The following is a 15,465-nucleotide window of genomic DNA, read 5'->3' on the forward strand; positions in this document are numbered from 1 at the left end:
CTCAGGCTGCCTGACGCAGCGTGTTCAGTACCTCGTTGATGTCGGCCGCCCGGGGCTTGACCAGCCAAAAGCACCCGACGTAGTCCCGGAAGTTATCCAGAATCTCGCGACCCCACTGCGAACCGGTTTCTTCGACGAATTCAGCGATGGTGGCCCGCAGGAATTCGCGATGGGCGGTCATCGGCTCGGTCTGCACGCGGCGGATGTCGATCAGCTCGTGGTTGTAGCGGTCCACGAATCGGTTCTCGAGATCCAGCACAAAGCCAAGTCCACCGGTCATGCCGGCGCCAAAGTTGAGCCCGGTGGGCCCAAGCACGCAGACCACACCATCGGTCATGTACTCGCAGCCATGATCGCCTACGCCTTCGACCACCGCGTGGGCACCCGAGTTACGCACAGCGAAGCGCTCACCCGCCAGGCCAGCGGCAAAGAGCTTGCCGCCCGTGGCCCCGTACAGGCAGGTGTTGCCGATGATCGTGGTGTCCTGGCTAGCAAACTGGCTCTGCACCGGCGGGCGGATCACCAGTTTGCCACCGGCCATTCCCTTGCCGACGTAGTCGTTGGCATCCCCATCCAGCACCATTTCAAGGCCACCGGCATTCCAGACGCCGAAGCTCTGCCCGGCGCTGCCGGTCAGGCGCAGCGTGATCGGGTTGCCGCTCATGCCAAGATTGCCGTGTCTTACCGCGATCTCGCCGGATAGACGGGCGCCGATTGAGCGGTCGTCATTGCGAACGTTGTAAAGGAACTCGCCACCCTGACCGGCTTCGATCGCCGGCAGGGCATCAGCCACCATGCGCTCGGCCAGTTCGCCCCGGTCAAAGGGGACGTTGCTTGGCGTGGTGCAGTGCGTGGGTAGGGAGGCATCCAGCCCACCGTCTGACAGAATCGGGCTGAGATCCAGCCGGCGCTGTTTGTCGGTCTCCGCTTCCCGGGCCTCGAGCAAGTCCACGCGGCCGATGAGTGATTCGAGTGAGCGCACGCCAAGCCGCGCGAGCCACTCGCGGGTTTCCATGGCCACGAACGTGAAATAGTTGGCCACGCGCTCCGGGGTGCCGATGAAGTGCTTCATTCGCAGGACCTTTTCCTGCGTGGCCACACCTGTGGGGCAGTTGTTCAGATGACACACGCGAAGGTACTTGCAGCCCATCGCAACCATCGGAGCGGTGCCAAAGCCAAAGCTCTCGGCGCCGAGGATCGCTGCTTTGATCACGTCGAGCCCGGTCTTCAGCCCTCCATCGGTCTGGACCCGGATTTTGTCGCGCAGGTCATTGGCGCGCAGCGTCTGATGGGTCTCCGCGAGGCCAAGCTCCCATGGGGTGCCCGCGTACTTCACGGAGGTGAGCGGGCTCGCGCCTGTCCCGCCGTCGTAGCCCGAGATGGTGATCAGATCCGCATAAGCCTTCGCGACACCAGCCGCGACCGTGCCTACGCCGGGCTCGGCAACCAGCTTGACCGACACCAGTGCATCGGGGTTGACCTGCTTGAGGTCATAAATCAGCTGCGCCAGATCCTCAATCGAGTAGATGTCGTGATGCGGTGGCGGTGAGATCAGGGCAACGCCTGGCTTGGAGTAGCGAAGCCGCGCGATCATGTCGTTAACTTTGTGGCCGGGCAGCTGACCGCCCTCGCCAGGCTTCGCACCCTGAGCCACCTTGATCTGCAGCACCTCGGCGTTGCGCAGGTAGTGCGGCGTGACGCCAAAGCGCCCGGAGGCGACCTGCTTGATCCGAGAGCTCCGCTCGTTACCGAAGCGATGATCATCTTCGCCACCTTCACCGGAGTTGGAGCGTCCACCCAGCCGGTTCATGGCAATTGCCAGGGCCTCGTGGGCCTCGGGCGAGAGCGCGCCGAGCGACATGCCGGCCGAGTCAAAACGCTTGAGGATGTCCTCGAGCGGCTCGACCTCTTCTAGCGGGATGGGCGTGGGCTCCTTGACCTGCAGCAGATCGCGCAGTGCGGCCACCGGCCGCGTATTAACGGTCTCGGCATAAATCCGGTAGCGCTCGTAGTCGCCGGTGTACGCCGCCTCCTGGAGGGCCGCAACGACATCCGGGTTATACGCATGGTACTCACCACCATGGACGTATTTGAGCAATCCACCCTGCGTGAGCGGCTGACTCCGCCGCCAGGCGCCCTCGTGCAGGGTGCGCTGATCGCCTTCGAGGTCGCTGAAATTCGCGCCCTGGATGCGGGATGTCGTGCCGGTAAAGCACAGATCAACCACCTCGTCGTGAAAGCCGACGATTTCGTAGAGCTGCGCACCCCGATAGCTGGTGATCGTCGAAATCCCCATCTTCGAGAGGATCTTGTACAGCCCCTTGTTGAGACCTTTGCGATAGTTGCGCAGCAGGTCGGAGAGCTCCGCGCCCTTGATCTCGCCGGTGCGCAGCTGATCCTGGACCACGTCATAGGCCAGGTACGGGTAGATGGCCGTGGCGCCATAGCCGATCAGCACGGCGCATTCGTGGCTGTTACGGGCGGTACCGGTTTCAACGACCAGGTTGGCGTCACAGCGCAGACCAGTGCGCACCAGATGATGATGCACCGCGCCTGTGGCCAGCGCTGCGTGTACTGGGATGCGCTCGCGGCTCAGTTCGCGGTCGGAGAGCACCAGTAGCGTGGCACCGTTGCGCACCGCGGTGGCGGCCTCTTCACGAATCGCCCGCACGGCGCTGTGCAGATCGCCCTCGGCGGCGTAGCTCAAATCGATCCGGTGGATCAGGTTGTCCTGCTCGTGCTCGGCGAGAAGCCCCATGAACTTGCCATCGGAGAGGATGGGTGAGTCCAGGACCAGTCGTTTCGCATGGTCCTCGACTTCCTCGAACAGATTCTTCTCGGAGCCGAAGACGGTCTCGAGTGACATGACAATCTGCTCGCGCAGCGGGTCGATCGCCGGATTGGTGACCTGGGCGAACTGCTGGCGAAAATAGTCATACAGCGGCCTGACCTGCTGAGAGAGGACAGGCATGGGCGTGTCATCGCCCATCGAACCGACGGCTTCCTGACCGCCCTGGGCGAGGGCCCGCGTCACAATGTCGCGCTCCTCAAAGGTGACGCCGAACTGCTTTTGGTAGATGTCGAGCTGATTGGGCTCAACCGGCTCGCGCTCACTCTGTGGCCCCAGGCTGGAGGGGACGGCGCGCGAGTGCTGGGTGAGCCAGCGCTTGTAGGGCGCGCGGGTTTTCAGTCGCTCATCGATGGTCTCGGGCAGCAGGAGTTCCCCGGTCTGGGTGTCGGCAGCGAGCATTTCGCCCGGCCGCAACCGACCCTTTTCAACGACCCGGGCCGGGTCGTAATCCCATACACCCACTTCGGATGCGAGCGTGATGTGCCGGTCGTCGGTGATGACCCAGCGAGCCGGGCGCAGCCCGTTGCGATCCAGTGCACAGGCGGCATGGCGGCCGTCAGTGAGCACGATGCCCGCAGGGCCATCCCAGGGCTCGATGTGCTGGGAGTGGAATTCATAGAACGCCCGCAGGTCGGCATCCATGGTTTCCACGTTCTGCCAGGCCGGCGGAATGAGCAGCCGCAGTGCTCGGAAGATGTCCATGCCGCCAGTGATGAGCACATCCAGCATGTTGTCGAGACTCGAAGAGTCGGAGCCGGTGAGATTAACCAACGGCTGAATGGCCTCGATGTCGGGCAGCAGTGGCGTATTGAAACGGTACGCCCGGGCCATGGCCCAGTTCCGATTGCCCTGGATCGTGTTGATCTCGCCGTTGTGCGCGAGATAGCGGAATGGCTGGGCCAGTCGCCACTGCGGCAGCGTGTTCGTGGAGAAGCGCTGATGGAAGACGGCAAGTGACGTCTCGAGCCGCTCGTCCTGCAGGTCCTGGTAGAACACCGGCAGGTTCTCCGGCATGACCAGCCCCTTGTAGGACAGGACACGGCTGGAGAGGCTCGGTATATAGAAGTCCTCGTCCACGCCCTCGCGGGCCTTTTCGGCCTGACGGCGCGCCATGAACAGGCGCCGCTCGAATTCCGCCTCTTCCATGTCGGCAGGCGCGTTGACAAAGACTTGTTCGATCGCGGGCAGCGTGGCCAGTGCCTGCGCGCCGCAGGCGCTGGTATCCACCGGCACAGCCCGCCACCCGGCAGCGGGCACTTCGTAGTGCGCCAGAGCCGCCTCAATCGCGCCCCGTGTGGCCTGCGCGGTTGCCTCGTCGTGGGCCAGGAAGACGCAGCCGGTCGCGAAGTGATCCGCGAGGGTGATGCCCTGCTCGGCGGCCGCTGCGCGCAGGAAATCGACGGGTGGTTTGATCAGCAATCCGCAGCCATCACCGCTCTTGCCGTCGGCGGCAACCGCACCCCGGTGCGTCAGCCGGGCGAGCGCCGAGATGGCCGTATCCAGCAGCCAGTGACTGGGTTGGCCGTCCATGTGCGCGATCAGGCCGAAGCCGCAGTTGTCACGCTCGAACTCGGGTCGGTAAAGCGTCGGACGGGTAAACGGTAGCTGCCTCACGCGAACGGCCTCTCTGGTTGGGTTCGGGGAGCGGGTCACGCCAGCCAGGCGCCGTCGAATCGACAGTGCCTTCTCTCCTGAACTGGTGCGGGAATCCCGGGGGTCAGGCCCTCGGTTGGCCCGCTCCCGTTTCATAGGGCAAATGGCCGACTAATATAGCGGCCATGGGTTTTTTCGGCAACTTCAGGTGAGGCGTTTCGGGCTGAGAAGGCGCTCGTGTTCATCCAGTGCGAAGCGATCCGTCATGCCGGCAATGTAATCGGCCACAACGCGGGCACGCCCCCGCAGCCCGCGCGCGGACTCGCGGGCCTCGGCGGCCTCCCGAAACTGCGGGGGAAGCAACTGGGTATCACTCATCAATGTTTCGAACAGGGCCTCGATGACGCGGGCGGCCTTGGTGGTCATGCGATGGACCCGGTAGTGCCGATACAGGCGCTCGTGGAGGTGTTGCTTCAGCGTCCAGTGCTGGGCATGCATTGCCTCGCTGAAACCGATCAGGGGGTGGCTCAATGCTCGAGCGGCGTCCGGATCTTCGGGGCTGGCCGCGTCAATGTTTGCCTGGCTGGTTTCGATCAGGTCATGGACCTGGTCAGCGATGAGGTCGCGCACGATGCGATAGACCAGGCGACGACCCCTCAGTCCAGGGTGGCTCGTGCTGGCGCGGTGATGCAGGCCGGCAATCCAGTCCAGCGCCAGCAGTTCGTCGAGGTCAAGCAACCCCGCGCGCAGTCCGTCGTCCACGTCGTGGCTGTTATAGGCAATTTCATCGGCGATATTGGTGAGCTGGGCCTCCAGTGAAGGCTGTGTACCGTCCAGGAAACGCCGCCCAACATCACCCAGGCGTTTGGCCTGCTCGGTCGGGCAGCGTTTCACCAGACCCTCGCGTGCTTCGAACGTCAGATTGAGCCCGTCAAAGTTCGGATAGCGTCCTTCCAACAGGTCAACGACACGCAGCGACTGGAGGTTGTGCTCAAAGCCACCATACGGGGTCATGCAGGCATCGAGGGCCTCCTGACCAGCGTGGCCAAATGGGGTATGGCCGAGATCGTGGGCAAGGGCAATCGCTTCGGTTAGATCTTCGTTCAGGCCCATTGCGCGGGCGAGGGTGCGGGCAACTTGTGCCACCTCCAGGCTGTGCGTCAGCCGGGTTCGAAACAAATCCCCCTCGTGGTTAACGAAAACTTGCGTTTTGTATTCGAGGCGCCGAAACGCGGCACTGTGGATGATCCGGTCGCGATCGCGCTGGAAATCGTTACGCAAATCGGACGCGTCTTCCGGCACGCGTCGGCCGCGCCCTTGTGAGGGGCGGGAAGCGAAGGGCGCCAGGCCCAATGGGTCGCCGCCGGCGCTAACCATGATCCGTGCTCGCCAGTGTGGCCTCTAGGGCAGCGGCAGGGTAATCCGCCGTGACAATGGCATCACCCAGGCCACGCAGAAGGACCAGACGCAGGGCGCCGCCGCGGTTTTTCTTGTCGCGTGCCATGAACTCGCGAAAGCGCGCTGACCCAATCCCGCCCGGGGCGCGCGTGGGCAGCCCCGTGCGCTCAACTAAGGTCTCGGCGCGCTGGCGCTCGTCTGGGCTGAGCCATCCGGCGCGCTCGGAGAGCGCAGCGGCCATGCACAGGCCAGCGCCAATCGCTTCGCCATGCAGCCACTCGCCATAGCCCAGCGCCGCCTCGATGGCATGGCCGAAGGTATGCCCCAGGTTGAGCAGGGCACGCTGGCCAGATTCCCGCTCATCGGCGGCGACAATGGCGGCCTTGTTCTGACACGCGCGCTCCACGACGAAACTCAGCGCTTCCGGGTCCCGGGCCATGACGGCCTCGAGATTGGCCTCCAGCCAGTCAAGGAATTCGCGATCGCCCAACAGGGCGTATTTGATGACCTCGGCCATGCCCGCTAGGAATTCACGATCCGGCAGCGTTTCAAGCACATCGAGGTCAGCGAGGACAGCCCGTGGTTGATGGAAGGCACCGATCATGTTCTTGCCGCGGGGGTGATTGACCCCGGTCTTGCCGCCGACGGATGAGTCCACCATGGCCAGCAACGTGGTCGGGATCTGGATGAAATCAACGCCGCGTTGGTAGGTTGCCGCGACAAATCCTGCCAGATCGCCAATCACACCCCCACCGAGGGCGACGACCTGGCAGTCCCGGTCAAAGCCATTGACCAGCATTTCATCGAACACCGGCAGCATCGACTCGAGGCGCTTTTCCTGTTCGCCATCGCGGAGCGTGACCGCTGCGAACTGGCGATCCTTCAGAGCCGCCTGGAGGTGTGCCAGATACAGTGGTGCGACGACTTCATTGCTGATCACAACGACCTGCCGCGCCTTAATGGCCGCCTGTAACCGAGCGGGTTGTGCGAGCAGGCCTCGACCGATGTCGATGGTGTACTGCCGCTCACCCAGCGCGACGGTGACCTGTCGGGTTGCCTCAGCCATTGTCTGTCAGTCCTGTGTCTTGCACGCGCTCGGCCAGAAGGCGCGCGAGTCGATCCGGGTTGCCATCTTCCGTGTCGATGGTGATGTCGGCAAGCGCTTCATAGATGGGCCCACGTTCGGTCAGAAGCGCCTCCAGGCGGCCCCGTGGGTCGTTACCCTGCAAGAGAGGGCGGTCACTCTGGCGTGTCCGGGCAAGCTGGGTATCCACCCGAGCGCGCAGATAGATCACCACACCGCGCGCGGACAGGTTGAGCTGACTGGTCTCATTGAGTACCGCGCCGCCGCCGGTGGCGAGACAAATGCGTGGCTGTTCGGTCAGCTCGGCCAGCAGATCGGCCTCACGGCGACGAAATCCCGCTTCGCCTTCGATGTCGAAAATACGCGGGATATCGACACCGGTCCGAGCTTCAAGCGCGGCATCCAAATCCACAAAGCTCAGGCCCAGTTGTTCTGCCAGGCGTCGGCCGATGGTGCTTTTCCCCGCGCCCATCGGCCCGATCAGGAAGATTCGATCCACATGACTCATGGGGATGATTCTACCGCGTTTGCCATCGCTGCCGGGTTCTCGAGAATGCGGGGTGTCACAAAGACCAGCAGCTCGCTGCGGTCGTCCACGCGCACGCGGCGCTGGAATAGCCCACCCACACCGGGCAGATCAGCGAGGATGGGTACCCGCCGCAGGCCCGTACGCCGGGTTTGTTCAAAAACGCCGCCGAGGACAACGGTCTCACCATCGGCGACCAAAACGTTGGTGCGCACCGACTGGGTATTGATCGCCGGGCCGTCGGGCGTCTCCTCACCGCGGCTATCCTGATTAACGGCGAGGGCGAGCTGGATGTGGTTATCCGGCGTGATCTGTGGTGTAACGACCAGGCCCAGCACCGCCTCGCGAAACGCGATGCTGGTCGCTCCGCTGGAGGTCGCCTGTTCAAACGGGATCTGGACACCCTGCTTGATTTCGGCGCGTTGATGGCTCGCGGTTACCACCCGCGGACTGGAGACAATTTCTCCCCGGTTCTCGCTCTCCATGGCGGAGAGCTCGAGTTGCAAGAGATAGCTGCCAACCTTGCCAATGGCGATACCGGCTGAGCCGGCGGCGTTGCCGGCAGGTAGATCCACCAGTAGGCCGTCGGCATCGCGCGTGCCACCCAGCTGGAAGGTGATGTCACCGAAACTTTTCTCGCGGCGGGCGCCGAAGCGCACGCCCAGTTCATCGCTGAAATCGTCGCTGGCAATCACGATTCGGGCCTCGATCAACACCTGACGGACTGGAATATCCAGGCGCTTGATCAGGGCCTGCGCCGCGGCAAGCTGTGCTGGACTGCCGGTGACCACCAGGGTGTTGGTTCGGGTGTCGACGCGGGCGCTCTCGGCGTCGATCAACGGGAGCAGGCTGTCGCCCTGCGCGTATTTCAGCGGAATAAAGCGGGTGAGGGCGTCGTTGCCCACAGGGGCTGGGGTGTCGGCCGCGCCGGTGTCTGGCGTGTTCTCCAGGGCCTCGATTTGCTCTAGGAGCTCCTCGAGTGCCATGTCACGGACATCAATGCGCATGGGCTCATCCGCCAGGGCAGTCGATACCCCGACAAGGCTCATCAGCACGAGCAGGTAGCCGGCCATCCGTTGGGTCAGCGATCTGGGCAGGGCCATGGGCATGCTCCTGAGGACTGGCGCTTCCTAAGCGGAAGGTTGATGGGTGAAGTGCCCGGTTCGGCGCCGGCTGAGCGAACCGCTGTGAGTCTCAGCGACGTCGCCCCGATCTGATCGACCTGCAGGCGTGGGGCATTCGGCGTTGTTGGCGTGATCCGGTCACCGGTCTGTAGCCGGTGGATCTGGCCATTGAGGTCGCGGATCAGTGCCCAGATGCGGCTGCCGTGAGTGATCCGGCCCAGATAATGCGGCCATGACGCCGCCTGGGGCGTGTTTTGGTCCTCAGCGCTCGCAAAGGGGTTTTGCGCAAGGGCGTCCGAGCGAGTGACTTTCTGCTGATCCGGCACCGGTGGTTGGATTAGTGAGGGCACTGTCGTGTCGATTGGTCGCCAGTGCGCGGCGAGGTCAGCGCGCAAGCGCACCCCTTCATGCACGTCCTGTTGATTGACGGGCTCTAGATCGAATCGCCTGAGAGTGATAAGGCGCGGTTGATGGGAGAGTTGCAGCAAAAAATCCACGATGCCGGCCCAGCTCCCCTGGAGCGTGGCGCTGATCGGTACGTACGGATCTTCAGCGTTTGTGACGGCGATGTTGGGCGCGAAGCGTTCGATGACGAGCTCCGCCTCACGGGCCTCTGTGGCGAGGGCGGCCAATGTTGCCGACGGGTCTGGCTCGCCGGGCAAAAAGACCGGGCTGTCGGCCAGACGTGCCTGCAGCTGCGCATAGGTCTCGTTCAGGGTTGGGCCGCTGGCGAGGCGGTCACGCTGAGCCTCCAGCGTTTCGGTGAGATCACGGGTCTGGAGGCGGGCATCGGCCAGAGTCGTGCGTGCGGGTTCGAATAGCCACCAGGATCCAGCCAGCAGCCCGGCGGCCAGTGCGCCCAGTCCACACAGCGCCATCGTGAGACGGCTTCGCGGGGGTTGCGGCTGTGTTATCGCCATTGTGCCTCAGCGACCAGTTCGAAATGCCGGCGTGTGGTGGAGCGGGCCGGTCCGCTATGGAGCGTTGTGATGCGGGCTGAGGTGAAGGTTTTCGATGCCGCGAGGGCCCTGGTGTAGGCGGTCAAGGCGTCCGATGATCCTGTCTTGCCGGCGATGGTGAGGCCCTTGTCGGTGCTGGAGAGACGATCCAGGCTAACGGGACCGGGTCGTGCTGAGAGCGCCGTTTCGATGGCGGAGAAGCGCGCGTGACGGGTGGCTTCCAGCGTTTCGATGGCAGCGAGATGGTCCTCAAGGGCGCTCACGGCGATCTCCAGCCGATCCAGCTCGACCAGCGCAGTGGCACCCGCGTCAATTTCCCTCGCCAGCGGGTTGTGTCGCGCACGCTCGGCATTGATCTGCCCCTCAAGGGCTCGGGTCGCCATGAACATCACGGCCAGGCCGATCCCAGCCAGTGTCCCCATCTGCATCAGAAAACGCCGCTTCAGTCGACGGTCCTGGCGCGCCCGCCAATCGAGCAGGTTAACGCCAGTGGGCATCGGGATCTCCGGCGTGGAGGGCAAGACCTGTCGCGGTGCTCAGCCGATTGCTGGCGCGATTCAATGCGGCGTGATCCACGTGTTGCGACGGCGTCACCCGAGTGAGTGGGTCGAGCATGGTAACGGCGAGCTTCAGGGAGTCGGTGAGGGTCTCGCACAGTGACGAGTGAGCCCGGCCCCCTGTGATGTGCAGGCCATCCAGCGGCCGCGCATCGTGGCTGCCTTGATAGACAGCAACGGCGCGTCTACAGGCGACGATCCACTGCTCGGCGTCGGTGATATCGTCGAATGCCTGCGATTGTCGATGAACGGGCTCCTCATCGGCGATTACACTAAAGCGTAAGGACTGCTGACCGGCATCGAGCAGGCCAATGGTTTGCGATGCCGGTGCCTGCGGTAGACGACGGTGAAGGCGTGCCAGTGCATGGTCTTCGATATCCACGAGCGTGCCGTGCAGGCCTGCCGCGCGCAGCAGGGCCAGGCGCTGATCGATGAGCTTCCGGCGTGTGGCCACCAGCAGTACATCGACCTCGCTGTTGACCGTGGCTGGGTCGGACGCGACTCGAAAATCGGTGTAGAGGGTGTGGCGAGGTTGATGGAGCAGCTCATCCAGCGCCAAAGCAACATGCCCAGCCATGGCCCGGTCAGTGAGACCGGCTGGGACACGCAGATACCGTGAGATCGCTGCGGCGGCAGGAATGGCCAGCGCGATTTGGCGAGTGTGCGGGCTCGCCTGGCGCACGGCTTTGCGCAGGCTGGGCGCCAGCGCTTTCGGGTCCGTGAGCTCGCCCTCCCGGATCGCCGCGGCTGGCAGAGGCACCAGACTGAATCCAGTCAGCCGCGGAGGCTGATGGGAGGGGTCAAGCGCGACGGCCTTGATGGCCGTCGCACCCAGGTCGACACCGACAACGCGGCGCTGGCCCCAGTGAGGTAATTTCGGCATCCAACGAAGCGGGCCGGTGGTATACTGCCGGGGTATCGGTTTCCCATGAGCAAGGGCTTTAATGTCACGTATCATCAGGCGCTTCCTGCAGTTTCTGACCGGCCTCGCGGCGCTTGCCCTTCTCGGATTCGGCGGACTTATCGTGGCTTACATTGCCCTCGCGCCGACGCTGCCGAGCGTCGAAGAGGTCCGTAACGTTGAGCTTCAGGTGCCGTTGCGCGTTTACACCGCCGATGGCCAGCTCATCGATGAGTTCGGTGAGATGTGGCGGACCCCGGTTGAGCTCGAAGCGGTCCCGGAGACCCTTAAGCAGGCCTTTATTGCGGCCGAAGATCGGCGCTATCGGGAACACCCAGGGGTAGATTATCAAGGGCTGACGCGGGCGGTTTGGTACCTGGTTCGCACTGGTGAAAAAGGCCCTGGCGGCAGCACAATCACGATGCAGCTCGCCCGCAATCTCTTTCTCACTTCGGAGCGGACCTATCTGCGCAAGCTGCGCGAGATCTTTCTCGCCCTGCGCATCGAGCGGCAGCTCGACAAGGATACGATCCTCGAGCTCTACCTGAATAAGATCTATCTGGGCCAGCGCGCCTATGGTGTGGCGGCGGCAGCCGATGTCTATTACGGACGACCGCTCGCCGAGCTGACCCTGGCGCAGCAGGCGATGATTGCGGGACTGCCCAAGGCACCGTCGGCCTGGAATCCGATTGCCGATGCGGAACGCGCCAGGGAGCGTCGTGCCTATGTGCTCGAGCGCATGCTGGATACCGGCTATATCGATCAGGCCCGCTATGACCTGGCCATGGCCGCGCCGCTGACGGCTGAGCGCCATCGTCGTGAGCGTGAGGCCTCTGCACCCTATGTCGCCGAGATGGCTCGGGACTGGGCAACCGACCGATACGGACGGGAGGAGGCGTACACCGGTGGCTATCAGGTGTTTACCACGATGACCGCGGAGCGGCAGGCGGATGCCCGCAAGGCGGTACGGCGGGGCCTGCATGAATATGACGAGCGACACGGCTATCGCGGGCCGTTGGATCGCCTCGACGTCCCAGCGCTAGATGAGGAAGCGGAGCCGCTATTTGAACGGCTGAGTGAATACCCGAGCCCGGGCGCGCTTGAAGTGGGCTATGTCAGCGGCGTTGGCGAGCAGAGCGCGACGATCCTGACCGCCACCGGTCAGACGATCGAGCTCAGCTGGTCGGGTATGCGCTGGGCTCGGGAGCAGCTGGGCCGCAACGCGATGGGCCCCAATCCTGAGACGGCGGATGACATTCTGAGCGAGGGCGACGTGGTCTATCTACGTCAGGCGGGTGGTGACTGGCGCCTTGCCCAAGTGCCAGAGCCGCAGGCCGGCCTGGTCTCTCTGTCGCCACAGGATGGCCGTATCGAGGCGATCGTGGGCGGCTATGATTTTTCGTTGAGTAAATTCAATCGGGCGCTGCAGGCGGAGCGCCAGCCTGGGTCTGCCTTCAAGCCGTTGGTCTACTCCGCGGCGCTTGAGAACGGACTAACGCCGGCGACCTTAATCAACGACTCGCCGGTGGTGTTTGCTGATGTCTCGCTGGAGGATGTCTGGCGTCCGGAAAATTACAGTGGCCGTGTCTTTGGCCCGACCCGGCTGCGCGAGGCGCTGATTAACTCTCGTAACCTTGTCTCGATTCGAGTGCTTCGACAGATCGGGGTGCAGGACGCGATCCGTCATATCGAAAAGCTCGGAATACCGGGCGATCAGCTGCCACGCAATCTCTCGCTTGCCCTTGGTTCGGGGGAGGTAACCCCCGTAGAGCTGGCCGGGGCCTACACCGCCTTTGCGAACGGCGGGTATGGCGTGACCCCGTATTTCATCGATCGGGTGGTTGAGAACGGCGAGGGGGTCATCTATCGGGCGTATCCGGATCGCGCAATCTCTGCCTCCGAGATGGCACCGGCGCGGCCTTCTGAGGTTGGTCCACAGCGCCCGGATGCGCGGCCCGCAGAGCGTGTCATCGATGAGCGCACAGCCTGGCAGATGCGCTCGATGCTTCAGGACGTGGTGCGTGAGGGGACGGGGCGCTCGGCCCTTCAATTGGGACGCGCGGATCTGGCGGGCAAGACGGGGACGACGAATGACCAGCAAGATGCCTGGTTCTCCGGGTTCGGCGGTGACCTGGTCACGACGGCCTGGGTCGGTTTTGACGAGCTGCAGACGCTTGGTCGGTATGAAACGGGTGGGCGGGCCGCACTGCCGGTCTGGATCCATTTCATGGGCGCCGCGCTGAAAGGCCGGCCAGAGACCGAATGGTCCCGGCCAGCAGGCCTCGTTACCGTGCGGATTGATCCTGAGACCGGCCAGCGCACCGATAGCGACGATGAGCAGGCCATCTTTGAGACCTTCCGAGAGGAGAATCTGCCCAAGCGTGGCACCGAGGCCGATGAAGAGGATGTCTCGGATGGCCGCAGCGGTGGTGATGGCACACCGATCTTCTAACAGGAGTGCAATGACCATGGCACGGGGTAAGGCGAGTCGTGACTCGCGCATGCGCGAGCGGCTCATTCAGGAAGCAGCCAAAATCATGGCGACCGAGGGCGTTGAGGATTTTTCGCTCGCCAAGCGCAAGGCGGCCTTCCACCTTGGGGCGCCGGGGACGACGAATTTGCCCCAGAATCGTGAGATTCAGGCGGCGCTGCAGGACTACCAGCGCCTGTTTGGCGGGGTGCGCCAGCAATCGGCGCTGCAGACCCTACGGGAGGCTGCGCTGGAGGCGATGACTTTCTTTGCGCCATTCAGACCGCGCCTGGCTGGATCCGTGCTGGATGGCACAGCTGGCCCGGAAAGTGCGGTCGACCTGCACTGTTTTGCCGATATCCCCGAGGACGTCGTGCTCTTTTTGCTTGATCAGGAGATCCCGTTCGAGACTGAAGAGCGCCGGATGCGTTTCGACGATGAGTACGCCTTCGTGCCCATGCACCGGTTCATGGCCGGCGACATTGAGATCAAATTAACCGTGTTTGATGAGCTGGCATTGCGCCATCCACCGCGCAGCCCGGTCGACGGCCGGCCGATGCGCCGGGCCAGTCGTGGCGCGGTGGAGGCGTTGATGGACGGCGACGCCTAGCGGCGACGGTGAAGCGGAACGTAATCGCGTCGGGCCGGGCCGGTATAAAGCTGGCGCGGCCGGCCGATACGCTGTTCCGGGTCGGAAAGCATCTCCATCCACTGCGCGATCCAGCCCGGTGTGCGGCCAATGGCGAAGAGGACCGTGAAGAATTCTTTCGGGATCCCGAGTGCCCGGTAAATAATCCCGGAGTAGAAGTCCACATTCGGGTAGAGCTTGCGCTCGACGAAGTAGTCATCAGCCAGGGCAATTTCCTCGAGCCGCATGGCGAGCTCGAGCTGTGGGTCGTTACCGACGCCGAGTTCGTCCAGAACTTCGTGGCAGGTCTTGCGAATGATCGTAGCGCGAGGGTCGTAGTTTTTATAAACCCGATGCCCGAAGCCCATCAGACGGAACGGGTCGTTCTTGTCTTTGGCTTTCTCAATGTATTTCGGTACCTGATCCACGGTGCCGATTTCGCTGAGCATGTTCAGCACCGCCTCATTGGCGCCGCCGTGAGCCGGCCCCCACAGTGCAGCACACCCTGAGCTGATGGCGGCAAACGGGTTGGCGCCCGTGCTGCCCGCCAATCGCACAGTCGAGGTGCTGGCGTTCTGTTCATGGTCGGCATGCAGGATCAGCAGCTGATCAAGCGCCCGTTCAGCGACTGGATTGATTTCAAAGTCTTCGCTCGGCCGTGCGAAGAGCATGTTCAGGAGGTTGCCCGTGTACGACAGTCGGTTGAGCGGATGCACAAAGGGCTCGCCGACCATGTGCTTGAACGCGGCCGCAGCAATCGTGGGCATCTTGGCGATAATCCGATAGGCGCACAGCAGCCGGTTATCCGGATCATTGATATCGATCGTGTCGTGATAGAACGCCGACAGGGAGCCGACAACGCCGGTGAGCATAGCCATCGGATGGGCGTTGTAGTGAAAGCCATTGAAAAAGATCCGCAGGCTTTCATTCACCATGGTGTGGTGGGTGATGGACGTTTCGAAATGCGCCAGCTCGGTTTTGGTCGGCAAATCACCGTGAATGAGCAGGCGGGCGACCTCGAGAAACGAGCTCTGCTCAGCGAGCTGTTCGATGGGGTAGCCACGGTAGAGCAGAATACCCTGATCACCATCGATGAAGGTGATGTCACTCTGGCAGCTGCCGGACGTGCTGTAGCCCGGGTCATAGGTGAAGTAGCCAAGCTCCGAGTGCAGCGTGCGAATGTCGATCAGATCGGGGCCATGTGTGCCGCTGCGGACGGGCATCTCGGCCTGCTTGCCAGTTGCGTTATCGTTAATGGTGACAGTTTTGTCGGCCATGGCTCGACTCCCTGGTGGCGCCAGAGACTGGCGGACTGTGGGGCATCGCTTAACACGGTGACGGGCGGAGTTACCGCTCCAGGGCCCGTCTCAGGCT

11 protein-coding genes are annotated in these 15,465 nt (G+C 63.3%); 2 read left to right on the top strand and 9 right to left on the bottom strand.

Going from position 1 to position 15,465, the window contains the following annotated elements; translation table 11 throughout:
* Position 1 precedes the first annotated feature (1 nt).
* The 8 genes from gltB to pilM form a co-directional block, all read right to left on the bottom strand.
* The gene (gene gltB, locus SPISAL_RS01360; RefSeq protein WP_016352678.1) at positions 2-4,465 is read right to left on the bottom strand and encodes a glutamate synthase large subunit; all 4,464 of its coding nucleotides are present in this window, start codon (positions 4,463-4,465) and stop codon (positions 2-4) included.
* 183 nt (positions 4,466-4,648) lie between these two features.
* Positions 4,649-5,821, bottom strand: coding sequence for a deoxyguanosinetriphosphate triphosphohydrolase (locus SPISAL_RS01365; RefSeq protein ID WP_016352679.1), 1,173 nt, complete (start codon positions 5,819-5,821; stop codon positions 4,649-4,651).
* On the bottom strand, positions 5,814-6,908 hold the full coding sequence (gene aroB, locus SPISAL_RS01370; RefSeq protein WP_016352680.1) for a 3-dehydroquinate synthase: 1,095 nt from the start codon (positions 6,906-6,908) through the stop codon (positions 5,814-5,816). The genes SPISAL_RS01365 and aroB overlap by 8 nt, the downstream gene beginning before the upstream one ends.
* Complete coding sequence (gene aroK / locus SPISAL_RS01375; RefSeq protein WP_016352681.1) at positions 6,901-7,434, bottom strand: shikimate kinase AroK; 534 nt, start codon at positions 7,432-7,434, stop codon at positions 6,901-6,903. Before aroK ends, aroB begins: the two co-directional genes overlap by 8 nt.
* Positions 7,431-8,555: a type IV pilus secretin PilQ gene (pilQ, locus tag SPISAL_RS01380; protein ID WP_016352682.1), complete on the bottom strand. Its 1,125-nt coding sequence runs from the start codon at positions 8,553-8,555 to the stop codon at positions 7,431-7,433. The genes aroK and pilQ overlap by 4 nt, the downstream gene beginning before the upstream one ends.
* The gene (gene pilO / locus SPISAL_RS01385) at positions 8,534-9,496 is read right to left on the bottom strand and encodes a type 4a pilus biogenesis protein PilO (protein WP_041389124.1); all 963 of its coding nucleotides are present in this window, start codon (positions 9,494-9,496) and stop codon (positions 8,534-8,536) included. Before pilO ends, pilQ begins: the two co-directional genes overlap by 22 nt.
* Complete coding sequence (locus SPISAL_RS01390; protein ID WP_016352684.1) at positions 9,487-10,032, bottom strand: PilN domain-containing protein; 546 nt, start codon at positions 10,030-10,032, stop codon at positions 9,487-9,489. Before SPISAL_RS01390 ends, pilO begins: the two co-directional genes overlap by 10 nt.
* A complete protein-coding gene (pilM, locus tag SPISAL_RS08880; RefSeq protein ID WP_016352685.1) occupies positions 10,016-10,975 on the bottom strand; it encodes a type IV pilus biogenesis protein PilM in 960 nt (319 codons plus the stop codon). The genes SPISAL_RS01390 and pilM overlap by 17 nt, the downstream gene beginning before the upstream one ends.
* 61 nt (positions 10,976-11,036) lie before the next feature.
* Between pilM and SPISAL_RS01400 the strand changes: the two genes are divergently transcribed.
* Together SPISAL_RS01400 and SPISAL_RS01405 are read left to right on the top strand one after the other, a co-directional pair.
* Positions 11,037-13,445 carry a penicillin-binding protein 1A gene (locus tag SPISAL_RS01400; RefSeq protein ID WP_016352686.1) on the top strand — a complete coding sequence of 803 codons (2,409 nt, stop codon included), beginning with the start codon at positions 11,037-11,039 and terminating at the stop codon, positions 13,443-13,445.
* Between the two features lie 16 nt (positions 13,446-13,461).
* Positions 13,462-14,073: a hypothetical protein gene (locus SPISAL_RS01405; RefSeq protein WP_041389403.1), complete on the top strand. Its 612-nt coding sequence runs from the start codon at positions 13,462-13,464 to the stop codon at positions 14,071-14,073.
* On the opposite strand, the gene SPISAL_RS01410 is transcribed toward SPISAL_RS01405, so the two are convergent.
* A complete protein-coding gene (locus SPISAL_RS01410) occupies positions 14,070-15,368 on the bottom strand; it encodes a citrate synthase (protein ID WP_016352688.1) in 1,299 nt (432 codons plus the stop codon). The genes SPISAL_RS01405 and SPISAL_RS01410 overlap by 4 nt on opposite strands.
* Positions 15,369-15,465 lie beyond the last annotated feature (97 nt).

Source organism: Spiribacter salinus M19-40 (assembly GCF_000319575.2).
GTDB classification, from domain to species: Bacteria; Pseudomonadota; Gammaproteobacteria; order Nitrococcales; family Nitrococcaceae; genus Spiribacter; species Spiribacter salinus.